A 22,228-nucleotide genomic window follows, 5' to 3' on the forward strand; every position below is an offset into this window, starting at 1 on the left:
TTATCAGAAATCGACGTTAACGCCTAACTGGAAGGTCCGGCCCGGCATCACCGCCAGCGCCTGATTGTTGCGTTCCTGCTGGGTCGCGCTGGTCAGTTCACGGCTGCTGAGGTAATCCCAGTATTTGCGATCGGTAATGTTATACACTCCCCCGCTCAGCCTGACCTGCGGCGTTACCCGCCAGTAAGCGGTCATATCCACCATGCCGTAACCGGGCACCCGCATATAATCGGTGCTGGAATCGGTCAGGCTGCCGCCGCTGTTGGCATAACTGTTACGGTTGGTGGCGGTGGCGCGTTTGCCTTTGACAAAGGTCGCGGTGACGGCCGCGCCATAACCCCGTTCCGCATCATCCCAGCCCAGCCCGACGATAGCTTTCATCGGGGCCACGCTTTCCAGGTCGATATAGCGGTCGCCGAGATAGCTCGACTTCGCCGCACCCTGGGTATAGCCAAAGGCCAGGCTGGCGCTCAGGCCATCCACCTGCGGGAACCAGCTGCCGACGTTCACTTTGCTGCTGATTTCAGCGCCGTAGATATAGGCTTTGTCGCGGTTTTCCGCCTGGTAAGTGGTGTAGATGTTGCTGGGGACATTAACGAACTTACCCGGATTTGCCGCGCGGCTGTAGCGGGTAAAGGCGATAAAGTTTTTGTAGTCGTTATAAAACGCAGCGGCATTCAGGGTGATACCTTCTGTCAGCTGGCCTTTCACGCCCCATTCGTAGTTATTACTGGTCTCGGTTTTTAAATCAGCATTACCGATCAGCGCATACTGTGCCGGACCCGCATAGCTGGAACCGAGGTTCCAGGATCCATACAGCTGGGTATCGTTAGGGAACTGCGCGCCACGGGTATATTGCAGATAGGTCATCAGGCTGGGCGTGAGATCGTACTGGAGGGCGATCGACGGTAACAGCTGGGTATCGCTGTTGGCCGAACCGTACAGGGCGGAGACTTCACTGGCATCCAGCACGCTGCTGTTGGTAGTCAGCGTCCCGACATCACGCGGTTTGGTGTTCTGGTACGCCACCCGAACGCCAGGGATCACTGCCGCGTTATGTCCGTCAGCATCAAAATTAATTTTGTCCTGCAGATAGCCGCCAAGGGTGTAGCTGCGGCTATTGGCCTGTGGCTGCATGATGACACTGGTGACGCCCGGCGCCGGCGTCTGACGGAAAGGCCGCTCGGTCTCTACCCGACGCGCATTCACTCCGCCGCTCAGCTCATGTCGCCCGAGACGTTTGGTTGCCTGTGCGTCAAAACCGTAGCTGTCGCTGTTGTAATCGGAATAGACGTTTTGCCAGGCGGTTGCGCTCGACGGCATCAGCGTATTGTCGTGCGCTTCGGTCTGCTGCCAGTAAATCCGGGTTGTCAGGCTGTCGATAATCTCGTTGTAGGGCGTATATTCATCCGCCAGGCTGATGCCCCAGCGGCGGGTATCGCTCTGCTGCTGCGCGCTGCCCCAGATGGTGTTACCGGCGGTATCCCAGCTGTCGTAACGGCTGTGATTGGTTTTATGGTAGTAGTCGGCGGTCGCGCTGAACCGGTGCAAATCGTTGGGTTGCCAGACCCCGGAGGTCATAAAGGCATCGGAGTGCCAGTTCGCGGGATACGCCTCCAGCGTGTCGCTGTTGTTACGGGTTTGCTGGCCGTCGCGGCGGCTGTAAACAAAGATGCCGCGCAGTTCATCGTCACCGGCGGCGGCGGTGATGCCGTTATGCCAGCTGCGATTGGATGAGTCATAGTCGCTCTGATAGCTGAACGCGGTCGCTTTTCCGGGATGCAGGTAGTCGTCGGGAGACTTATTACGGAACGAGACATTGCCGCCGAGCGAGGTGTTGGGTTGATCAACCGCCGTCGCGCCCTTTTCAATGTCGATGCGGCCAAACAGATAAGGGTCGATGTAGTCACGGCCAATGCCAAAACTGTCCAGCCCGGCTCGCCCCACATAGCTGCGGCCGGTTGCCTGCGGCAGCGGAATACCATCAACGTCCAGCCCGACGCGGTTACTTTCCAGCCCGCGAATGTTGTAGCCGGTATAGCCCGCCCGATCAAAACCGCTCTTGCCTGCGGACGATCCACCCTGACTGCCGGTGGCGCTGATCAGCGGTTCATAACGCATAACAGAGCCAAAATCGGTGGCACCACGCTGTTGCAGATCCGCTGCCGACAGGCTGGTTTTGCTGCCAGCCTGTTGCTTCAGCGGTGGAGCCGTAACCGTCATCACCGCATCGGCCTGACTTTGTGTTTTGTCGGAAAGCGCCAGCGGAGCAGCGTCACTGCCTGCGGCATAACTGCAGAGGGGTTGGATGGCAGAGGCGAGGTACGCCAGTTTAAACAGACGCTGTTGCGTCAATCCCTGAAAAAGTGGTGACATGGGCGCGAATTACCTGGTTAATTGTTAGTATTCGCTCACTTACTTGCTGGCATCATCAAACCGGCTTCGCACAAAAGCCGCAAAATAGCAGGAGTTGTTTCTGAGTATTTCTTATCGCCCGGAATCTAATGCAATTAAGAATCATTATCAATCCTATTTACATTAAGATCACTCTTGCGCAGCACAATTTGTTAACTACAATTAACCGGTAATTTATCAACACGTTAAAGGAAAAGAGTTATGGCGCAAAAACCTGTGGTCGTTATCCACTACTGTATGCAGTGCAACTGGCTGATGCGATCGGCGTGGATGGCACAGGAACTCCTGCACACCTTCGCTGAGGATCTGGCGGAAGTGACGCTCAGGCCGGGAACCGGGGGTATTTTTGAGATTACGCTCGACGGGCATCTGCTGTGGGAGCGTAAACGGGATGGAGGTTTTCCAGATGCCACGACGCTAAAACAACGGGTGCGCGACATCTGTTTCCCGGATCGCACGCTGGGTCACATTGATAAGCACAAGCCTGAAGTGAGCTGAGTCGCCGGCTGGCAACCCGCATCAGGGAGAAGGATCAGCTGTGGGTGATTTTTTCTGCCGCGTCGTGCAGCGCCGCAATCAGCGTCTGCAACGCGGCCTCGGAGATATCCTGCTGTGCCAGACGGGTGTTGAGCGCCATTTTCAGCGTATGGATCGCCTGCTCAACCGCCGGAATGCTGCGGTTATTAACCAGAATCGCCAGTGACGATAAGCGGGCGATCAGGCTGGCAACCCGATCGCCGCTGGACGCCAGCAGCGCCTCACCCGCCGCGGTCAGCCGGTACGCTTTGCGTGTGGCCTGCGCGTCGACCACCTGAATCGCCTCCATCTCTTCCAGCAGCGTCAGATTGGGATAGATAATGCCCGGACTGGGCGAATACTCCCCTTTCGACAACTCCTCCACCGACTTGATCAGTTCATAGCCGTGCGCGGCATTCTGCGCCAGGAAATGGAGCATCAGCAGACGAATATCACTCGCCTCCAGCATTTTTTCCCGACGCTTACGACGGCTGCCACAGCCGCCAGCGCGCGCGGGATGATCATCAGATGGCGCTGCTGAATGGTCTTTCATAACCTGCTCAGGGAGAAGAAATGGAGGTTGATGGTAGACCGCCGCCTGGCAAAATTCAACACGGGCGGCCGCCGGCTTTACTTCTGGTGCCAGTAGGCCACGGCCCGGACGTAGTCGCTGTTCACGCCGCGCTGGGTGGTGAAATAGTCGCTTAGCGCCTTAACAAACTCGCCTTCGCCGGTCAGCCAGATGAAGTAATCTTCCGACGGTATCGCCAGTTGATCCAGCTTTGCAATCAGCTGGCTGAGCTGCGCCCGTTGCATCTGACCGCTGCCGAGCCAGTTGAGAGTAACGCCAGCCGTATCGGTTAAGTAATCCCGCCCGGTGGTCTCATCTGCATAGGCAAACAGATGCAGCTGTTGGGCGCGGACATCCTGTTTACGGCGCGCAAAGGCCGGCAGACCGGTTTCGTCACAGACATAGAGCTGGAAAGCGTAGTCGGTCGGTACGATCAGTGAGCCGCGCGGACCGCCGACGATCAGGCTGTCGCCGATTTTCGCCTGTGTCGCCCAGTCGCTGGCAACGCCACTCTGATGAATATAGAAATCGAGCGTCAGCGACGAGACGCCGTCAAAGGCCAGCGGCGTGTAATCACGGGCCGCCGGGCGTAAACCGTCCGGCCAGACAATGCCATCCTCGGTGATCTGCGGCAGTGCCGGCATCTCACCCGCGCTGGCGGGAAAGAAGACTTTAATGTGATCGTCAAAGCCCGGTGAATTGAAGCCCGCCAGATCGCTGCCGCTGAAGACGATGCGCCAGAAGTTACCGGCAATGTTAGTTTTGCTTGCCACCTGAATATGACGAAAGCGCAGTTCATTACGGACGCGCTGAGGAAGGCGATCAGAGTTAGGATTTGGCACAACATCTCTCCTGAAACGGGTTAAATGCCCGTCAATCGAGGGCATCAGCATAATCATGGAATCAAAATCATTCTCATCTGAGTGGCTCAGATTAGCTATGATATATCTTGAACACAATGACGAAAAATGCGATCGCAGCGGATTAAGATATATTTTATGTTACTGAAGATCGGCTTCTGCGACACCAGGCGGTGAACGAAGCAGTGCAAAGTGAGTCAGCCGCTGGCTGACTGGCGACAACAGTCGCTCAGTAGCCTGCACAGGCCAGAGAGAAGAGGAAAAGATGCAGAAGTGATGGCCAGCCGATCAGCCGATTTTATTGCTGACGCAGGATGTAACAGGAAAGGCATTCGGCCGGGGATGTCGATTGCGCCGCTGAACCGAGGGACGCCCGCTTACCGGCCAGAACGGTCACAGCGTGTCGTTAAAGCCGGAGGCGGCAGGATTATTCTGGGTGTGCTGCGGCAACTGGCCGTCGCCCAGAATTTCGTGCTGAGAGATCTGGGAATGCGGGTGCAGACCAGCCGGTGGCGAGAAGGGTTCTGCCAGTTGAGCCACAGCCAGCATAGGCAATGCCGAAAGCATTGAGATAAGTAACAACATTGAGCGTCGCATAATTTTCTTCGTTTATCGTTTTTAGCCAGAAATGGCCAGAAATGCAGATGAATGTTTCAGCCCCGCCAGAAAAGTACGTTGAATGGTGCACTACGGGGTTTCGGTGAAGGATTTTACGCCAGACCGTTAACTTATTTTATAAAATCGTGCGGTTTGTCACGGTTTACCGCACAGAATATGCATTTTTCAGGCTTAGGCAGCCGAATCGCGGCTGAAACGGCCGGTGACGCCTCAGGCTGGCGTCACCGGAATCGAAAAAACCCCGCTCAGCCAGTCCGGTTTGCAGAGTGCAAAATCCAGCCGCAGCAGATCTTTACCCTGACGGCGCGCCACGCCCAGCGTCGGCAGGTGCAGATAGTAGATGTCAGCAATAAAGCGCGTCAGCTGCTCAGGTGCGCCGCTCCAGTTAATCCGCGCATAAAGCCCACGCGTTTCACTCCAGCTCTCTGTTTTGCCGTCCAGCATCGCGGCGTGCTGCGGCTCCAGCGCCTGGAACAGGCTGATATTCTGCTGGTCAGCCGAAGAGTGGCCCGGACCATACTGAAAACCGAGCCAGCCATGCCGCACCTGGCCGCCCGCCAGCGCAACCAGCCGTCGCGCCTGTTCCGCCACCCGATGTTCATGATCGGCGATATATTCGCCGAACTGACACTCCCACTCCATCGTCTCACCGCAGAGCGGCAGGTCTTCATCCTGTTCAACCAGCACCGCATGTTCAATCGGCGAGCGCACCGGAATCCGGCCGTGGAAATGTTTCACCGGTAAATGCGGAATACGACGGAACGCGCCAGGCGTCAGCGAGAAATGGCTTTTAAAGACCCGGGTAAAATTCTGCTGGTTGTCAAAACCAAAGCGTACGGCGATATCGATCAGCGGCATACGGGTCAGCCGCAGCGCCATTGCCGCCATCGTCAGGCGTCGTTTACGGGTGTAAGCCGCCAGCGTCTGGCCGGTCATCTCTTTGAACATGCGCTGCATGTGCCATTTGGAGTAACCCGATTTCAGGGTGATCAGATCAATACTAAGATCGTCGGTCAGATTGGCTTCGATCCACTCTACCAGTGCATTAATATGCTGTTTTTTAAGGGCCTGACTGAGCATGATGGCGATGTACGACGCGGATTAAAGGGTGATATTTGTCACAAAAGAATAACAAAAAACCGCAACGGCGGTAAGGAAAGGCCGGGCGCAAAGGGTGGCCAGGCGACGATTTCGCATTAATTGCTTAGGTGACTAATTAAAAAAGGCTGACCGAAGTCAGCCCTGCTCTTTACGCAGCGGGTAAGGGAGCCACTAATGGCTGCGCATACCGGCCGCTGTCATCATCATGCGGAATAATGAGGCGACGACACCCAGTGCCAGCACGCTTGCGGCGTAGATAACCACCAGCCACATCACGCGCTTCCACCACGGGGCTTTCGTTTCATTGTGGTTTTTCATGCTGCTGACTTCGGTTTTCATATCAATGATATCCTGCATCTGCTTTGATTTTTCCACGGAACACGTAGTAGCTCCAGAAGGTGTAGCCCAGGATCATCGGAATGATCAGCAGGCTTCCCACCAGCATAAAGGCCTGGCTCTGCGGAGGTGATGCGGCGGCCCAGATGGTCACTGACGGCGGAATAATGTTGGGCCAGATGCTGATACCCAGGCCAGAGAAGCCGAGGAAGATCAGCGCCAGCGTCAGCAGGAACGGCGAGTAGTGCGCCTGACGTTTGATCGCACGCACGATGCCCCACGAACAGAGCAACACCAGCACCGGAACCGGCAGGAACCAGAACAGGTTAGGCTTGCTGAACCAGCGCTGGGCAATATCGTCGTGGGCAAACGGCGTCCACAGGCTGATGATACCGACAATCACCAGCAGCGCGATCACCAGCGGCGTGGCCAGCGCTGACATTTTGCGGTGCAGCTCATCTTCCGTTTTCATGATCAGCCAGGTACAGCCCAGCAGCGCATAGGCCACCACCAGCCCCACGCCGCAGAACAGCGGGAACGGTGCCAGCCAGTCCATTGCGGAACCGGCGAAACGGCGGCCCTCAACCGGAATACCGTCCAGCATTGCGCCAACCGCGACGCCCTGACTGAAGGTAGCCAGGATAGACCCCGCGATGAATGACTTGTCCCAGAATGCGCGGTGACCTTCTACCGCTTTGAAGCGGAACTCAAACGCCACGCCACGGAAAATCAGGCCAATCAGCATCGCCGTCAGCGGAATCGACAGCGCATCGGCAATCACCGAGTAGGCCAGCGGGAACGCGCCATACAGCCCCGCCCCGCCCAGCACCAGCCAGGTTTCATTACCATCCCAGACCGGCGCAACGGTGTTGACCATCATGTCGCGCTCGCCCACATCCTTGTTGAACGGGAACAGCAGGCCGATACCGAGATCGAACCCATCCATTACGATATACATCAGGGTGGCGAAGACGATAATCGCGAACCAGATAATTGAGAAATCGATCATCTTAGTGGTCTCCATCCTTAAAGGTGGCCGCAGAAAGTGGACGTGCCGGGGTTTTCTTCTGACCCGGACCACCCTGCTCAGTGATGTGTCCTTCGCCGGTTTCAGGACCCTGCTTGATCAGACGCATCATATAGTGATAACCCACGCCGAACACCGAGCTATAGACCAGGATGAAGGCCAGCAGGCTGATACTCATATGGAGATCGCCGTGCGCCGACACCGCATCAATGGTGCGCTGTACGCCATACACCACCCAGGGCTGACGGCCGATCTCCGTGGTGAACCACCCAGCCAGGATCGCAATCAGACCGGACGGCCCCATCAGCAGCGCAAACCACAGGAATGGACGTGACTCATACAGACGCCCTTTGAAACGCAGCCACAGACTGACCACTCCCAGAGTAATCATCAGCAGCCCCATCGCCACCATCACGCGGAACGACCAGAAGATGACCGTTGAATTTGGCCGATCCTCTTTCGGGAATGACTTCAGCGCCGGTACCTGCTTATCCAGGCTGTGGGTCAGGATCAGGCTGCCGAGATAAGGCACTTCCAGCGCGTATTTGGTGCGCTCCTGCTCCATGTCGGGAATACCAAACAGAATCAGCGGCGTGGCTTCGCCTGGCGGGTTTTCCCAGTGTCCTTCAATCGCCGCTATTTTGGCGGGCTGATGCTCCAGGGTGTTGAGACCATGCGCATCGCCGATCATCGCCTGAATCGGCGCGACAATCAGCGCCATCCACAGCGCCATCGAAAACATCTTGCGAATCGCAGGATTATTTTTGCCTTTTAGCAGATGCCAGGCCGCTGATGACCCGACAAAGAAGGCGCTGGCGAGGAAGGCGGCCACCGACATATGGAACAGGCGGTACGGGAACGACGGGTTAAAGACGATTTTGAACCAGTCCTGCGGCACCACGATGCCGTTCTCGATGATGTAGCCCTGCGGCGTATGCATCCAGCTGTTTGACGCGAGGATCCAGAAGGTAGAGATCAGGGTTCCCAGCGCAACCATACAGGTGGCAAAGAAGTGCAGACCGGGCCCGACGCGATTCCAGCCGAACAGCATCACGCCGAGGAAGCCCGCTTCGAGGAAGAAAGCGGTCAGGACTTCATAGGTCAGTAGCGGACCGGTGATACTGCCGGCAAACTCCGAGAAGCCGCTCCAGTTGGTCCCGAACTGATAGGCCATCACCAGTCCCGACACCACGCCCATGCCGAAGTTGACGGCAAAGATTTTCGACCAGAAATGGTAGAGATCACGATAGGTATGATCGCGGGTTTTCAGCCACATCCCTTCGAGCACGGCCAGGAAGCTGGCGAGGCCGATGGTGATGGCGGGAAAGATAATATGGAAGGAAACAGTAAATGCGAACTGAATCCTCGCCAGATGAAAGGCATCTAATCCGAACATTGCTTACCTCTTTGCCACATAGAACACCACATATTTACTTATAATTAACAACTTAAGCCTGAAGCACTCATTTCGTTGCCGTTGAATTAATTCCCGCCGCGAATTTAAAACTATTCGCAGCGAGGAAACAGAAACAATCGGGTTAATGAAAACTATAACAGTCTTTGTTGATTCTGATCATTGTTTTTCATGGGAATTACTTATTTAAAAATAAGGCGCAAAGGTTAATTACAGCGTAGTTATGTGACACGAATGTTATGCTATTGCTGGCTTAAAATTGCCCACTGGCTAAGCCCACCTTTAACCAAAAAAAAGCCCTCAACATGCTGTTTTCCGGTGTTATTATTTTATAAACCCTGTTCCGGGAAAGGTCAAATCTGACAACAACCCTTCGAAATAGACTTACTTTTTAATGGGTTAGCAACCAAATATTTCTGCCTGCCGCTTTGTTTGCTTTTTTGCCCTGGATTGTCTAATGGCAGGATTATATTTTCAGGCGAAGCCGGTAAAACCGGGCAGTTTAATGCGGATGCAAATGTTAATAAATTGGAGTGAGCTCTTACCGATAATTAACAGCCGCCGCGCGTCTGCGGCTTATTCCCTGAAACAACACTGAATAAGCGGCTTAATAAGCAGCAATCACTTATTATCCGGCTGAGCCGCTTATTTTCCTCTGCCGTTACGTTATTACCGTTTTAACCTGTTGCGTCATGCCGGTTGCCTGCCGTCTCCCGCTGTGGTTTGTTAGGGTGGCATTTATCCTCTTATCCGGGTTAAGGAGTCGCTATGGCACGTCTGACCGCACAGGATTTTCCGCAGGAACTGCTGGAGCTTTACGATTACTACGCGCACGGCCGCATCACTAAACGCGAGTTTATTGCCATGGCCGGTAAACTGGCGATTGGCGGCATGACCGGTGCCACGCTGCTCGGTATGCTCAGCCCCAACTATGCCCTGGCGACGCAGGTGGAGTTCACCGATCCCGATATCAAACCAGAATACCTCCACTATCCTTCGCCGGAGGGTCACGGTGAAGTCCGCGGCTATCTGGTAAAACCGACGAAACCTGCAGGCCGGCGTCCGGCGGTGGTGGTGGTACATGAAAACCGCGGTCTCAATCCCTACATTGAAGATGTGGCGCGCCGGGTCGCCAAAGCGGGTTATATCGCGATGGCTCCCGACGGGCTGAGTTCGGTCGGCGGCTATCCTGGTAATGACGAAGAGGGGCGCGCATTACAGGCGAAGGTCAATCCCGTCAGGCTGATGAACGACTTTTTTGCCGCCGTGACATTTTTACGTCATCACCCGGAAGCGAGCGGGAAAGTGGGAATAACGGGCTTTTGTTATGGCGGCGGCGTCGCCAATGCGGCGGCCGTTGCCTTCCCGGAACTGGACTGCGCGGTCCCCTTCTATGGCCGGCAGCCAAAAGCGGAAGATGTACCGCGGATAAACGCGCCACTGCTGCTGCACTATGCCGCGCTGGATAACAATATCAACGCGGGCTGGCCAGCTTATGAAGCGGCGCTAAAGCAGCATAACAAGATCTATCAGGCATACCTCTATCCTGGCGTGAATCACGGCTTCCACAATGATTCGACCCCGCGCTACGACCAACCGGCGGCAGAACTGGCGTGGCAAAGAACCCTGGCGTGGTTTGAAAAATATCTTCACTAGCGCAGGCTATTGCAGGCATCTTCGACGGGACGCAGGCAAAGCGCGGCTTCACTGTCGCTCGGGCGTTAAGCCCGATCCGCCGCGCTTTTATCGCGTTGCGCCAGTATCCGGCTCAGATTGACCTCCAGCCAGTCGGCCAGCCCGACCACCTGCTCACCCATTTCACGCCCGAGCGGCGTTAGCGAGTACTCCACATGAGGCGGCACCACCTGATAAGCGATGCGCTGCACGAAACCGTCTTCTTCCAGATGACGCAGGTTCTGCGCCAGCATCCGCTCACTCACGCCGCCTACTATCCGCCGCAACTCGCTGAAGCGCAGCGTCTGGTCCTGCAGCGCCAGCAGAATCAGTACGCTCCAGCGGCTGGTCACCCGTTTAAGTACCTCACGCGAGGGGCAGTTCACATTGAGCAGCTCACCGCGGATAAATCTTTCACTCAGCTTTTCAGACATTTATATCACAACCCTTAAACTAACAAATCTGTAAGTACTTACTAAAAATTAGTTTATCCCGTAGTCTGGATTTCACCAACAGCGAAATAATCGGAGCGATACCATGTTTGCAGTGACAGGTGCCACCGGCCAGCTCGGCCGTTTAGTGATCGACGCATTACTGAAAAAAGTGCCGGCGGGCGACATTGTTGCCGCCGTGCGTACCCCAGCCAAAGCGGCAGACCTTGCTGCACAAGGTGTGGTGGTGCGTCAGGCGGATTACAGCCAGCCGGAGACGCTGGTTGCCGCCTTCGCTGGCGTCGATAAGCTGCTGCTGATTTCCGGCAGTGAAGTGGGTCAGCGCGAAGCCCAGCATAAAGCGGTGATTGAAGCGGCCCGAACGGCTGGCGTTGGTCTTATTGCTTATACCAGCCTGCTGCACGCCGATAGCTCACCGCTGGGGCTGGGCGTAGAACACCGGGCAACCGAAGCGCTGTTGCAGGCTTCCGGCGTGCCATTCGCCCTGCTGCGTAACGGCTGGTACAGTGAAAACTATGCAGCCAGTATCGCTCCGGCGCTGGCGCATCATGCCTTTATCGGTGCCGCAGGCGAAGGACGCATCGCGTCGGCAGCGCGCCAGGATTATGCCGATGCAGCAGCGGAAGTGCTGGTACGTGATAATCAGGCTGGCAAGGTGTATGAACTGGCCGGTGATGACAGCTATACCCTGGCGCAGTTCGCCGCTGAAATTGCCGCTCAGAGCGGCGAAAAGGTGGATTACGTCAATCTGTCGCAGCAGGAATTTGCTGCCGCACTGAAAAGCGCGGGGCTGCCTGACGGCCTGGCTGAGATGCTGGCAGATTCCGACGCGGGTGCAGAAAAAGGCGGTCTGTTTGATGATTCACATCAGCTCAGCCAGCTGATTGGTCGTCCCACGACGCCTTATCCGGCAGTCATTCGCGCTGCGCTGGCGAAAAGCTGACTGACGATCGCAGAGCGGGCCGCTATCGGCCGCTCTGTTTGCCGTTTCTCACCGGTTCTGTCGTTGCGTATGCCATCTTTTGCACCCTTTTCCCGCCACGCTTATCTTACAAAATGTAAATAAAAGCCGGTTTTCTTCAGGCTAAATTTTTTTCTTTTACCGACTAAGAGATTCATCTGAAATGCGTTTTTTATGAACAACGGCATATTTGGTTGAATTGACTGGAATTTATCCAAAAACGTCGATTAATAGACAATTTTTATTACGTTCATAGATATTCTGCATTGTTGTTCCGCAGCATGAGAGGTCTATAATTTGTCCTTTGTGCAACCCCGACCGCTCAGGAGGCCGCTATTAATACTTATCGCCAGCAACTAAATGCACTTGAAGAAGTTCGTGCCGGGGCGGAAGTTGAGTATCAATACGATCCCCATGAACTGAAACTGGATCGCATGCAGGATTCTGAACCGGAACCGGAGCTGATTGAAGGCTTACCGGCGCCGGATGCGCTCACCCCTGCCGATCGTTATCTGGAACTGTTTGAACATGTCCAGATGTCGCGCATTTTTGAGGATAGCAAAACCTTCCCCGACTGCTCGCCAAAATACGATCCGCTGGATGTGCTGATGCGCTATCGCCGACAGAAACGCAGCAGTGATTTTGACCTGTCGCGTTTTGTCGCCGATCACTTTTATCTGCCTGGCGTAAATGAAAGCTTTTATGTCTCCAATCCGGATAAAACGCTCAACGAGCATATCGACGATCTGTGGCCGGTACTGACCAAAATGCCGCAGCAGCATATGCCGCACTCTTCCCTGCTGCCGCTGCCGAAACCTTATGTGGTGCCGGGCGGGCGCTTTGGCGAGACCTATTACTGGGATTCTTACTTCACCATGCTCGGCCTCGCCGAGTCGGGTCGTGATGATTTGCTGCGTCACATGGCGGATAACTTCGCCTGGCTGATCGATAACTACGGCCATGTGCCTAACGGTAACCGCACCTATTATCTCAGCCGTTCCCAGCCGCCCGTGTTTGCGCTGATGGTTGAGCTGTTTGAAGAAGATGGCGTGCGCGGTGCGAAGCGCTATCAGGAACAGCTGATGAAGGAGTATCAGTTCTGGATGGACGGTGCCGGTTCGCTGATGCCCAATCAGGCTTATCGCCATGTGGTGCGGATGCCGAACGGTTCACTGCTTAACCGTTACTGGGATGACCGGGATACACCGCGTGATGAGTCGTGGATCGAGGATGTGGAAACGGCCCGACAGTCAAAACGTCCGGCCAGCGAAGTTTATCGCGATCTGCGTGCGGGTGCAGCCTCCGGCTGGGACTACTCTTCACGCTGGCTGCGTAATCCGAAACGTCTGTCGAGCATTCGCACCACCCAGTTTATTCCGATCGATCTCAATGCGTTTCTCTACAAACTTGAGCTGATGATCGCCACGCTGTCGCACGCCAAAGGCGAAGAGCTGACCGCACTGGCCTGGCAGAAAAAAGCCGAGGCGCGGAAACGTGCAATTACCCGCTATTTGTGGGACAGCACCGCCGGCGTATTCCGTGACTATGACTGGCGTCGTGAGCGTTTCGGTGCCTTTACGGCGGCGGCGGTGGTTCCGCTGTTTGTTGGTTTAGCCACGCCTCACCAGGCGCATCTGCAGGCCATTGCCCTGCGTCATCTGCTCCTGAGCAACGGTGGTCTGTTGACCTCAATGGTGGAGAGCGGCGAGCAGTGGGATAAACCCAATGGCTGGGCGCCGATGCAGTGGATGGCGATTGTTGGCCTGAATAACTACGGTGAAGAGACGCTGGCGAGCGAAATCGCGGTTAACTGGCTGACCACGGTCAACAATTTCTATCAGCTGCATCACAAGCTGGTGGAGAAATATGACATCAGCGGCGATCGCGCCCGTCCCGGCGGTGGTGGCGAATATCCGTTACAGGATGGCTTCGGCTGGACCAATGGCGTGACGCGCCGTCTGATGACGATGTATGGCCATCTGATGGCGGATTAAGCCGGTTCAGGGGTAACGGACTTTAACCGTTTTACCTGACAGCCAGACACTAAAAAGCCGGTCATCAGACGATGCCCGGCTTTTTTTCGCGTTGACTCTGAATTCTGCGTAACGATTTAACTATTTCTTCGCTTCAACGCCAGGCTGTGCTGCCCGTTGCAGGAACTGCTGTGTTACTTCCGGCAGATGCTGCAGCAGCCACTCCGCCATCGCTACTTCCTGATCGCGGATTTCGGTCAGCACCCGCACGCCCTCAGCATCACCGACCTGCTCAGCCGCCGCAATCAGACTGGTGTAGCTGGCGATCTCGGCATTTTCAAAGACGTAGCCGCTGATCGCGCCTTTCACTACTTCGTCCGAGTTGAACATACCGCCCACCGCCTGGCCGGTCGCCGCCATTTTACCCATAACATCCTTCATCACTGAGTGGTCAATGCCGTGCGTGTCCAGCAGCTGCTCCAGCAGGGTAAGCTGATGTTTGGTCTCATCCAGATGCTGTGCCAGACGCTGTTCCAGCGCCGGATAGTGCTCCAGGCGGCCAGACATTTTGCTTAGCATGCTCTCAGCCTGCTTTTCCATTGCATGCGCATCGCGCAGCCAGTCATGGTAATTTTCGATTGCCGTCATTTGCTACTCCTTAAGATACAGTAATGGATTCCGCTACCGAAGTGAGCTTCTCATCCGTCTGCTTCTCTTCGTTCAGGGTCTGCTCCAGCAGTTTTGCGGCCTGGGTGTAGCCCAGTTTGAGGGCCAGCGCGTGCAGGGTGCCGTAAGTGGCAATTTCATAGTGCTCAACTTTTTGTGCTGCACCAATTAACCCCTGATCACGAACTTCGCCCTTTTCAACCGAATCAATGATCTCCTGCGCTTCTTCAACCAGTCCTTCAAGCGCATGGCATTTCATTCGTTTGATTTTAACCTCTGGCGTGGCTTCCACTAATTCATCCAGCCGCTCGATTTGGCCGCGCGTCTCTTCAAGATGCTGATTAAACGCAGCGACAAGTTTTTCATCGCTGGCAGCGCGCGCCATTTTCGGCAAGGCACGGGTTATCTGTTTCTCAGCGCTGTACACATCAGACAAATCATGGATGAAGAGATCGTTTAGCGTTTTCACTGTCATAAGATAGCCTCATTGATTGAAAAGTTGCGGTAAGAAATAACGCAACGCCAGTCATATCGGTGACACTTAAAAATTCTAGCGGAGATTTTTTATATCGCACGCCGCATCGGTATGAATTTAAGCCGTAAGTGGCATGTAAAATGCATTTTTCTTTTTACAGCAACAAGTTAGGTCTCTAAGGTTTTTTGTTATTACGGCTTCGCTAAACAGATAAAGTTGTACAACTGAAATTAAATTTGTATACATTTTATCTTCTGTAATCAGCCAACATAAACTAAGCAGCTGGTCAATCTGTACAAAAACTTATTAAACCGTACAAGTTAAAAGCACTGTAAATAAAAAAACCGGAAAGGGGTTACCTTTCCGGTTTAATCGGTTAATCTGCCACCGCTATTGATAAAGCACTGGCATAATGCTGGCAGTAATTATCTTGCAGGAGAATTAAATAGATTTAACATTGCCCAGCGAACTGATGGTACCTGCTGTTACAGCAGCGTTAAAGACGTTCAGCTCCGGCGGCTTACCTTACCCCCTTTCCGTCCAGCCTCAATGGCGCGCTCGGGATCGTTTTTAAAGTTGCCGCCGCTTTTCTGGCCGCCCTTACGTCCCGCTTCCGCCGCGCGCTCTCTGTCCGCAGCAAAATTTCCCGCTCCACCACGATATTGAGTCATTCTGTGTTCCTCATTGGATTTAATAATAGAAATAGCACAGTTGATGCTTCATCAGTCCGATTCAGCAAATATAAATGTAGCCATAAAAATTCGTCTATCAAGGTGGGGAAATAGAAAACCCATCATAATTTTGGTTAATTTATGGCGATTAGCATTACTGGCTGATAAAGCGCCGCAACTAATCTTCGCCACCGCAGAAAAAGGCAAGAGTGATAATCCACGGCCTTCCTCAAACAATGTCGAACTCCTATTAATCGATCATTTTCATAAAAAGTCCAATTGAAAACAATATAAGCGAAGCGGCACGATAACGTCATCATATGAAACAGTTAGTGAAGATGATCAACAAACGATCAATTTACCTAAGCGAAGCGTAAAGTTTGATTTAAGAAAAATATAATCAGGTAAAAAATAAGCGAAGCGTAACTCTCTTTCAAAACCAGTTAAAAGCTGAGCGGATCGATCAATAAATGATCAAATATCCCATTTTATTCACCAAATATTAAAATAAAATGGCCAGAAAGCCGCATTCAGGCTGTTTGAAATAAGCGAAGCGTGGAAAAAATTATGCGTAACGGCGGACCGTTTTTTTTAAGATTTGTACTAAAAACATTTTTTTGCGGGAACGCGCACTTATTGATGGTGAAAAAAGGGAAAGAGGTGGCGGATTCGGGTCGCCCTGACGTCAGGCCTGCCTGTGCAGATCCGCTGCGGGAGAATCCAGAAAGGGCCGGGCAGGATTACACGAAAAGATTAAGACTCAATGGGGATCAGCGTGAAACGGAGCAAAAGCCACACCGCGCTTACCCCTTTTTTTGATGCGATACATCGCTTCATCCGCGCGTGCCAGGGCGGAATCAAAGTCATCTTTTCTCTGCACCTGGGCCACACCAATCGATGCCCCCACCATTGCATGGCCATTTGCCATATCAAACGGCGTCAGCACCGCATCCAGGCAGCCGTGAACCAGTTTTTCCAGCTGTGGATGTTGTAACGAAAATGGCAGCAGCAGGACAAATTCATCACCGCCAGGGCGACCAATAATCACCTCGGCCGGACAGAGATCAACAAAGCGCTGGCTGAGCTGGATCAGGACGTCATCGCCGCTACGATGGCCCAGCGTGTCGTTAACATGTTTGAAATTATCCAAATCGATAAACGCAACACATAAGGGCCCCTGAGCTTTTAATTCGCGAAAATGATTCTGCAACGCATGGCGATTGGTCAGCATGGTCAGCGGATCGTGCAGCGCCAGCAGAGCGAGCTGCTCCTCATACTGCTTCTCTTTGGTCATGTCGATGTGGGTGCCGGTTACCTTTAACGGACGCCCCTGTTCATCCCATTCGCTGACCCGGCCCCGATCCAGTACCCAGGTTATGCTGCCATCTTTAGCGATCATGCGGTGCAGCGCTTCGTAGTAAGGCGCTTTTCCGGCGATGTGATCGTAAAAGGCCGTCAGCACTTCATCAGCGTCTTCAGGATGGAGGCTCTCTTTCCAGGACTCGAAGTTGGCGTCGGTCTCTTTGGGTTGAAAGCCCAGCATTGCGCCCCAGCGTCGGTTGAAAATCACCAGCTTGCCGCTGGGGATATCGAGTTGCCACAGGAACAGGCCGGTACCGTCCAGCGCTGCGTTGAGCTTGTTACGGGCGTCATGGGCTATACGCTTCAGACGCGCATTATGCTTTTTCAGGTTTTGTATCTGTAGTCGCAGCGCTTCTTCTGACATAGCAGCCATAAGACAGGGTTTAAAGGAGCTTATTGTGCCTGTACGCACAATTCTGTAAAGGGAGGCTTTTAAAACGCGATTAGTCGCGGTGAATTGCAGGCTGGACAGGATATCAGGCGGCCCGGCCCTGGCAATACAGCATAGAGGTGAGCCGGGAAATTAGTTTCGCCGTGAAATCTGTTCAGTCAAGAGCGGCGTGAAAAAGGGTGTGCGAAGGGATTTTCTGCGGCACAAAAGCAAAAACCCGCCAAAGGCGGGTTCTTTAAATATGGTGCCCGAACCCGGAATCGAACCAGGGACACGGGGATTTTCAATCCCCTGCTCTACCGACTGAGCTATTCGGGCAACGGGGCGCATTAAACCAAAGCGGCCCGACAGCGTCAAACGCTTTTCATCAAAAAGAAATCGACTGACGGCTTTTCCATCAACCCCCTGGCCTGTCGCTCCACTGCCGGTAAAAATCGTGCTATCGGTGATTAAATTTCGTTCAGGCCGGCTGCGGAGGCTGAATTGTGGCGTGGTTACGCCGATAAGTGTGACGAGACCAACACTAATAATAAGGATCACCATGTTTTACACCATTACATCAGGCATTGCTTCGCGCCTCAGCAGGCAGAAGCGTACACACTCCGCAGCAACCCTCACCTCCCTTAATGACTCGATCGCCATGATTGAGTTCACTCCCGATGGCACCATTCTCAGCGCCAATGCGCTATTCCTCGACCGTATGGGCTATACGCTGGCAGAGATTGAGGGTCAGCATCACAGCCTGTTCTGTACGCCGGATCAGCTGCAGTCAAATGACTACCGCGACTTCTGGCTACGGCTGAACCGCGGCGAAAGTTTCAGCGATAAGTTTCTGCGTGTGGCAAAAAATAGCCGACCGGTGTGGCTCGAAGCCAACTATGTGCCGGTGCAGGATCGTCATGGACGGGTATTCAAAATCGTGAAGCTGGCGACTGACATCACCGGCCATATCAACGACGCTCAGGAGCAGCGCGCCATGACGAACGCCATTGAGCGCTCGATGGCGGTGATCGCCTTCAACCTGAAAGGCGAAGTGCTCAAAGCCAACGATAACTTCCTGAAGACAATGGGATACCGTGGTGAGGAGATTCAGGGCGTGCACCACAGCCAGTTCTGCTCAGAAGAGATCCGCAACAGCCGCGAATACAGCGAACTCTGGCAGCAGCTGAATCGCGGCGAATTTATCTCAGGTCAGTTTCCACGGGTGAATAAGCAAGGCCGCACCGTCTGGTTACGTGCCACCTACAATCCGGTGTTCGACGAGCAGGGCAAATTATATAAAGTGGTGAAGTTTGCCACCGACGTGACGGCCCAGGTCGCGAAGAACCAGCAGGAGCGCGAAGCGGCTCAGCGGGCCTATCACACCGCCCTGCAAACCAATGAAAGCACCCGCATCGGAGCAGATGTGATCGCCAACAGCGTGCAGACCATGAATGCGCTGGCAGGCGAACTGCAGGGGATTTCGGGTGATATTTCGGGTCTGAGTGAATCGTCTGAGCGTATTGGCTTTATGGTGGACAGCATTCGCCGTATTGCCGATCAGACCAACCTGCTGGCGCTGAATGCGGCCATTGAAGCGGCGCGCGCCGGCACTCACGGCCGCAGCTTTGCGGTGGTCGCCAACGAGGTCAGAACGCTGGCGGCTAACATCAACCGTGCCACGGCCGAAATTGAGAACCGGGTGCAGCAAAATCATCTGCTGGCGAATAAGGCGCTGAAGGGGATTGAATCGAACCTGAAGCGTGCCGACCACGGGGTGCAACTGGCGCAGGAAGCGGGCGGCGTGATTGCTAAAATTCGTGAAGGCGCAACGGATGTGGTGCGGGCGATCAGCCACGTAACGGAGACGCTAAAAGCCTGAAATCCATAGGGGCCGCGGCCCCTTTTTTCCCCTGCACGGCTATTTCTTTTCTGCCGCCACCGGCGCATCTGACGCTTCCGCTGCGGGCGGAATAAAGATGTGATCCAGAATGGCACGCATCACCGGTGCCGCCGTAACCCCTTCCCCACCGCCATTCTCCAGAATCAGCGTCACCGCCACTTTAGGTGCATCGAACGGCGCAAACGCGGTATAGAAAATATGGTCGCGCAGCCGGACCGGGATCATTTTGGCGTTATAGGTCTGATTCTGTCGCAAACCAAACACCTGCGACGTACCACTTTTCGCTGCGATGCCATAAGGCGCGGTATGAAAATATTTGTAGCCGGTGCCGTTAGGCGCATTCGCCATGCCAAACATGGCGTGGCGCACCAGCGACCAGTAAGGAGAGTGCGGATCGCCAATCTGCGCGGCTGGCTGTTTCGGTTGATAGCGCTCAATCAGCGTACCGCGCTGGGCTTTCTCCAGCAGATGCGGCGCAATCACCCGGCCATTATTAATCAGCGCCACCATCGCTTTTTCCATCTGAATCGGCGTCGCAATCCAGTAGCCCTGACCAATGCCGACGGAAATGGTATCGCCCTGATACCAGGTTTTTTTATGTACCTTTTGCTTCCACTCGCGGCTCGGCAGTAAGCCGTTGTACTCCTCATTCAGATCGATGCCGGTCGATTTGCCGTAACCAAACTGGCTCAGCATGGTGTGGATACGGTCGATGCCCATCATAAAGGCCACCTGATAGAAGAAGGTGTCGGCTGACTCCTCAATCGCCCGGGTGACATCCAGCATACCGTGACCGGTTTTTTTCCAGTCGCGGTAGCGGCGATCGGTGCCAGGCAGCGTCCAGGTGGGCGCGCCAAAGAACTGCGACTGCGGCGTAATCACATGGGTCAGCAGCGCTGACATCGCCATATAGGGCTTCACCGTCGAGGCCGGAGGATAGAGGCCCTGGGTCACGCGGTTGATCAGCGGCAGATCCTTATCCTGCAGCAGGGATTTGTAAGCCTGATAGCTGATGCCTTTCACAAACGGATTGGGATCGTAGCTGGGACTGGAGACCATCGCCAGCACCGAGCCGTCGCGCGGGTCCTCAATCAGCAGCGCCGCACGCTGGCCTGCCAGCAGACTTTCGGCGTACTGTTGCAGATGCAGATCCAGCGTCAGGGTAAGGTTTTTGCCCGCGACCGGCGGCACCTCTTTCAGCACCCGCACGATACGGCCGTGGTTATCCACCTCCACTTCCTGATAGCCCGGCTTGCCGTGCAGCATCGTCTCGTAATAGCCTTCAATGCCCTGTTTACCGATATTGTGGTCAGCGGCATAGTTCTCGGCGATGCCCGCCGCGTTCAGCCGTTTGTAGTCGTTATCGTTGATTTTCGACACATAACCGAGCACGTGCGCCAGATCGGCGCCGTAGGGATATTGCCGATCCTGGTAAATTTCAATGCTGGCACCGGTAAACCGAAACTGGTTAACCGCGAAGCGCGCTACCTGCTCCTCGCTCAGCTCCTCTTTCAGCACCACCGGCTTGTAGCGGCTGGTCTGTTTTAACGCGTGCCGGAAGGTTTCAATCTCGTCGGGCGTCAGGTTGAGGATCGGCGTCAGCGCCTGCAGCGTGGCCTGCATATCCGCGATTTTATAGGGCGTCAGCGTAATGGCGTACCAGCTGACGTTGCGCACCAGAGGAATACCATTACGGTCATAAATCAGCCCGCGCGTCGGGGCGATGGGGATCATTTTGATGTCGTTCTGGTTGGATCGGGTCTGATAGTAGCTGTGGTCGCGCACCTGCAGGCGATACAGGTTCACAGCAAGAATGGTGAAGCAGAGACAGACCAGAGCAAAAGAGACCGTCGCGCGACGGGCAAACAGTTTCTCTTCAGCGTCGAAATTACGAAAATTCATCAGGCAGCATTATCAGGCGGTTATTTATTATTTGTTGTTCCGCCCCATGATAAAGCGCGAACGCAGGCGTACCAGCGCGAAGATGCACAAGCCTGGCGAAAAGTGTGTCATTTGATGTGAATGTTACAGGATGGGAAAGGAAGAAAGATCGGGTCCTCCCGGTGAAAAGAGGACCCGCAGAGATCATCAGGCAGCCGGCATTAAACCGCACCGGCGCGAGAATTAATCCCCCAGCAGCACTGACTCCAGCGCAATTTTGATCATGTCGTTGAAGGTGGTCTGACGTTCAGCCGCCGTGGTCTGCTCGTGGGTACGGATATGGTCCGATACGGTACAGATGGTCAGCGCTTTAGCACCAAACTCTGCCGCCACACCGTAGATGCCCGCCGCTTCCATCTCAACGCCGAGGATGCCATATTTTTCCATCACGTCGAACATTTGCGGGTCCGGGGTATAGAACAGATCGGCGGAGAAGATGTTACCCACGCGCGCTTCCACACCCAGATTTTTAGCCGCATCGACCGCGTTACGCACCATCTCGAAATCGGCAATCGCTGCGAAATCGTGATCTTTGAAACGCATACGGTTGACTTTGGAATCGGTGCAGGCACCCATACCAATTACGATATCGCGCAGTTTAACGTCTGCACGCACCGCACCACAGGAACCCACACGAATGATCTTCTTCACGCCGAAGTCGGTGATCAGCTCTTTGGTGTAGATCGAGCAGGACGGGATGCCCATACCGTGGCCCATCACTGACACTTTGCGGCCTTTGTAGGTGCCGGTATAGCCCAGCATGCCGCGCACATTGTTCACTTCCACCGGATTTTCCAGGAAGGTTTCAGCAATGTGTTTCGCACGCAGCGGGTCGCCCGGCATCAGGACCACGTCAGCGAAGTCACCCATTTCGGCATTAATATGCGGAGTTGCCATTGTTACTTTATCCTTGTTAAATCGC

General features: G+C 54.4%; 20 protein-coding genes and 1 tRNA gene. 5 read left to right on the forward strand and 16 right to left on the reverse strand.

Features of this window, described 5'->3' with window-relative positions:
• Positions 1-3: 3 nt before the first annotated feature.
• Positions 4-2,376, reverse strand: coding sequence for a TonB-dependent receptor domain-containing protein (locus WFK59_RS16650; RefSeq protein WP_336756506.1), 2,373 nt, complete (start codon positions 2,374-2,376; stop codon positions 4-6).
• 240 nt (positions 2,377-2,616) lie between these two features.
• On the opposite strand from WFK59_RS16650, the gene WFK59_RS16655 reads away from it, so the two are divergent.
• Positions 2,617-2,913: a SelT/SelW/SelH family protein gene (locus tag WFK59_RS16655; RefSeq protein ID WP_233987150.1), complete on the forward strand. Its 297-nt coding sequence runs from the start codon at positions 2,617-2,619 to the stop codon at positions 2,911-2,913.
• A gap of 34 nt (positions 2,914-2,947) precedes the next feature.
• On the opposite strand, the gene WFK59_RS16660 is transcribed toward WFK59_RS16655, so the two are convergent.
• The 7 genes from WFK59_RS16660 to WFK59_RS16690 all read right to left on the reverse strand — a co-directional run bounded on the left by WFK59_RS16660 (position 2,948) and on the right by WFK59_RS16690 (position 8,840).
• Positions 2,948-3,484, reverse strand: a complete 537-nt coding sequence (locus WFK59_RS16660) for a PadR family transcriptional regulator (RefSeq protein WP_233987149.1) — start codon at positions 3,482-3,484, stop codon at positions 2,948-2,950.
• Positions 3,485-3,561: 77 nt separating this feature from the next.
• On the reverse strand, positions 3,562-4,389 hold the full coding sequence (locus WFK59_RS16665; protein WP_336756508.1) for a siderophore-interacting protein: 828 nt from the start codon (positions 4,387-4,389) through the stop codon (positions 3,562-3,564).
• 366 nt (positions 4,390-4,755) lie between these two features.
• A complete protein-coding gene (locus tag WFK59_RS16670) occupies positions 4,756-4,911 on the reverse strand; it encodes a hypothetical protein (protein WP_336756510.1) in 156 nt (51 codons plus the stop codon).
• A 279-nt stretch (positions 4,912-5,190) separates the two neighbouring features.
• Positions 5,191-6,060, reverse strand: coding sequence for a helix-turn-helix domain-containing protein (locus WFK59_RS16675; RefSeq protein WP_233987146.1), 870 nt, complete (start codon positions 6,058-6,060; stop codon positions 5,191-5,193).
• A gap of 192 nt (positions 6,061-6,252) precedes the next feature.
• Complete coding sequence (locus WFK59_RS16680) at positions 6,253-6,420, reverse strand: DUF2474 domain-containing protein (protein ID WP_094121920.1); 168 nt, start codon at positions 6,418-6,420, stop codon at positions 6,253-6,255.
• 1 nt (position 6,421) lies between these two features.
• Entirely contained in the window at positions 6,422-7,426 is a 1,005-nt protein-coding gene (cydB, locus tag WFK59_RS16685) for a cytochrome d ubiquinol oxidase subunit II (RefSeq protein WP_094121919.1), read from the reverse strand.
• Between the two features lies 1 nt (position 7,427).
• Positions 7,428-8,840, reverse strand: a complete 1,413-nt coding sequence (locus WFK59_RS16690; RefSeq protein WP_233987145.1) for a cytochrome ubiquinol oxidase subunit I — start codon at positions 8,838-8,840, stop codon at positions 7,428-7,430.
• A 786-nt stretch (positions 8,841-9,626) separates the two neighbouring features.
• Here WFK59_RS16690 and yghX point away from each other — a divergent pair.
• On the forward strand, positions 9,627-10,514 hold the full coding sequence (yghX, locus tag WFK59_RS16695) for a YghX family hydrolase (protein WP_336756512.1): 888 nt from the start codon (positions 9,627-9,629) through the stop codon (positions 10,512-10,514).
• A gap of 65 nt (positions 10,515-10,579) precedes the next feature.
• Here the strand turns inward: yghX and WFK59_RS16700 are convergent, their stop codons facing one another.
• Complete coding sequence (locus tag WFK59_RS16700) at positions 10,580-10,966, reverse strand: winged helix-turn-helix transcriptional regulator (protein ID WP_336756513.1); 387 nt, start codon at positions 10,964-10,966, stop codon at positions 10,580-10,582.
• Between the two features lie 103 nt (positions 10,967-11,069).
• Here WFK59_RS16700 and WFK59_RS16705 point away from each other — a divergent pair, with 103 nt between their 5' ends.
• Together WFK59_RS16705 and WFK59_RS16710 are read left to right on the forward strand one after the other, a co-directional pair.
• Positions 11,070-11,927: an SDR family oxidoreductase gene (locus tag WFK59_RS16705; protein ID WP_336756514.1), complete on the forward strand. Its 858-nt coding sequence runs from the start codon at positions 11,070-11,072 to the stop codon at positions 11,925-11,927.
• Positions 11,928-12,280: 353 nt separating this feature from the next.
• The gene (locus WFK59_RS16710; protein WP_233988126.1) at positions 12,281-13,939 is read left to right on the forward strand and encodes an alpha,alpha-trehalase; all 1,659 of its coding nucleotides are present in this window, start codon (positions 12,281-12,283) and stop codon (positions 13,937-13,939) included.
• Between the two features lie 120 nt (positions 13,940-14,059).
• Here WFK59_RS16710 and WFK59_RS16715 read toward each other — a convergent pair whose 3' ends face one another.
• The 5 genes from WFK59_RS16715 to WFK59_RS16735 form a co-directional block, all read right to left on the reverse strand.
• Positions 14,060-14,566, reverse strand: a complete 507-nt coding sequence (locus WFK59_RS16715; protein ID WP_233987141.1) for a ferritin-like domain-containing protein — start codon at positions 14,564-14,566, stop codon at positions 14,060-14,062.
• A gap of 10 nt (positions 14,567-14,576) precedes the next feature.
• Positions 14,577-15,059 carry a YciE/YciF ferroxidase family protein gene (locus tag WFK59_RS16720; protein WP_233987140.1) on the reverse strand — a complete coding sequence of 161 codons (483 nt, stop codon included), beginning with the start codon at positions 15,057-15,059 and terminating at the stop codon, positions 14,577-14,579.
• A gap of 506 nt (positions 15,060-15,565) precedes the next feature.
• Complete coding sequence (locus WFK59_RS16725; RefSeq protein ID WP_031377082.1) at positions 15,566-15,730, reverse strand: general stress protein; 165 nt, start codon at positions 15,728-15,730, stop codon at positions 15,566-15,568.
• A 760-nt stretch (positions 15,731-16,490) separates the two neighbouring features.
• Entirely contained in the window at positions 16,491-17,456 is a 966-nt protein-coding gene (locus tag WFK59_RS16730; protein ID WP_233987139.1) for a sensor domain-containing diguanylate cyclase, read from the reverse strand.
• 269 nt (positions 17,457-17,725) lie between these two features.
• Positions 17,726-17,801, reverse strand: a tRNA-Phe gene (locus WFK59_RS16735).
• A gap of 223 nt (positions 17,802-18,024) precedes the next feature.
• On the opposite strand from WFK59_RS16735, the gene WFK59_RS16740 reads away from it, so the two are divergent.
• Entirely contained in the window at positions 18,025-19,344 is a 1,320-nt protein-coding gene (locus WFK59_RS16740; RefSeq protein WP_336756516.1) for a methyl-accepting chemotaxis protein, read from the forward strand.
• 39 nt (positions 19,345-19,383) lie between these two features.
• Here WFK59_RS16740 and mrdA read toward each other — a convergent pair whose 3' ends face one another.
• Together mrdA and deoD are read right to left on the reverse strand one after the other, a co-directional pair.
• Positions 19,384-21,267, reverse strand: a complete 1,884-nt coding sequence (mrdA, locus tag WFK59_RS16745) for a penicillin-binding protein 2 (RefSeq protein WP_336756517.1) — start codon at positions 21,265-21,267, stop codon at positions 19,384-19,386.
• 222 nt (positions 21,268-21,489) lie between these two features.
• Positions 21,490-22,203, reverse strand: a complete 714-nt coding sequence (gene deoD, locus WFK59_RS16750) for a purine-nucleoside phosphorylase (protein WP_336756519.1) — start codon at positions 22,201-22,203, stop codon at positions 21,490-21,492.
• Positions 22,204-22,228 lie beyond the last annotated feature (25 nt).

The organism is Pantoea sp. USHLN298, from assembly GCF_037149395.1.
GTDB lineage: Bacteria > Pseudomonadota > Gammaproteobacteria > Enterobacterales > Enterobacteriaceae > Pantoea > Pantoea astica.

Coding starts and splice junctions, on each gene's coding strand:
- mrdA (WP_336756517.1), bottom strand. CDS start 21,267: ATGAATTTTCGTAATTTCGACGCTGAAGAGAAACTGTTTGCCCGTCGC.
- WFK59_RS16715 (WP_233987141.1), bottom strand. CDS start 14,566: ATGACGGCAATCGAAAATTACCATGACTGGCTGCGCGATGCGCATGCA.
- WFK59_RS16720 (WP_233987140.1), bottom strand. CDS start 15,059: ATGACAGTGAAAACGCTAAACGATCTCTTCATCCATGATTTGTCTGAT.
- WFK59_RS16730 (WP_233987139.1), bottom strand. CDS start 17,456: ATGTCAGAAGAAGCGCTGCGACTACAGATACAAAACCTGAAAAAGCAT.
- WFK59_RS16665 (WP_336756508.1), bottom strand. CDS start 4,389: ATGCCCTCGATTGACGGGCATTTAACCCGTTTCAGGAGAGATGTTGTG.
- WFK59_RS16680 (WP_094121920.1), bottom strand. CDS start 6,420: ATGAAAACCGAAGTCAGCAGCATGAAAAACCACAATGAAACGAAAGCC.
- yghX (WP_336756512.1), top strand. CDS start 9,627: ATGGCACGTCTGACCGCACAGGATTTTCCGCAGGAACTGCTGGAGCTT.
- WFK59_RS16690 (WP_233987145.1), bottom strand. CDS start 8,840: ATGTTCGGATTAGATGCCTTTCATCTGGCGAGGATTCAGTTCGCATTT.
- WFK59_RS16655 (WP_233987150.1), top strand. CDS start 2,617: ATGGCGCAAAAACCTGTGGTCGTTATCCACTACTGTATGCAGTGCAAC.
- WFK59_RS16740 (WP_336756516.1), top strand. CDS start 18,025: ATGTTTTACACCATTACATCAGGCATTGCTTCGCGCCTCAGCAGGCAG.
- WFK59_RS16700 (WP_336756513.1), bottom strand. CDS start 10,966: ATGTCTGAAAAGCTGAGTGAAAGATTTATCCGCGGTGAGCTGCTCAAT.
- WFK59_RS16660 (WP_233987149.1), bottom strand. CDS start 3,484: ATGAAAGACCATTCAGCAGCGCCATCTGATGATCATCCCGCGCGCGCT.
- cydB (WP_094121919.1), bottom strand. CDS start 7,426: ATGATCGATTTCTCAATTATCTGGTTCGCGATTATCGTCTTCGCCACC.
- deoD (WP_336756519.1), bottom strand. CDS start 22,203: ATGGCAACTCCGCATATTAATGCCGAAATGGGTGACTTCGCTGACGTG.
- WFK59_RS16650 (WP_336756506.1), bottom strand. CDS start 2,376: ATGTCACCACTTTTTCAGGGATTGACGCAACAGCGTCTGTTTAAACTG.
- WFK59_RS16670 (WP_336756510.1), bottom strand. CDS start 4,911: ATGCTGGCTGTGGCTCAACTGGCAGAACCCTTCTCGCCACCGGCTGGT.
- WFK59_RS16705 (WP_336756514.1), top strand. CDS start 11,070: ATGTTTGCAGTGACAGGTGCCACCGGCCAGCTCGGCCGTTTAGTGATC.
- WFK59_RS16675 (WP_233987146.1), bottom strand. CDS start 6,060: ATGCTCAGTCAGGCCCTTAAAAAACAGCATATTAATGCACTGGTAGAG.
- WFK59_RS16725 (WP_031377082.1), bottom strand. CDS start 15,730: ATGACTCAATATCGTGGTGGAGCGGGAAATTTTGCTGCGGACAGAGAG.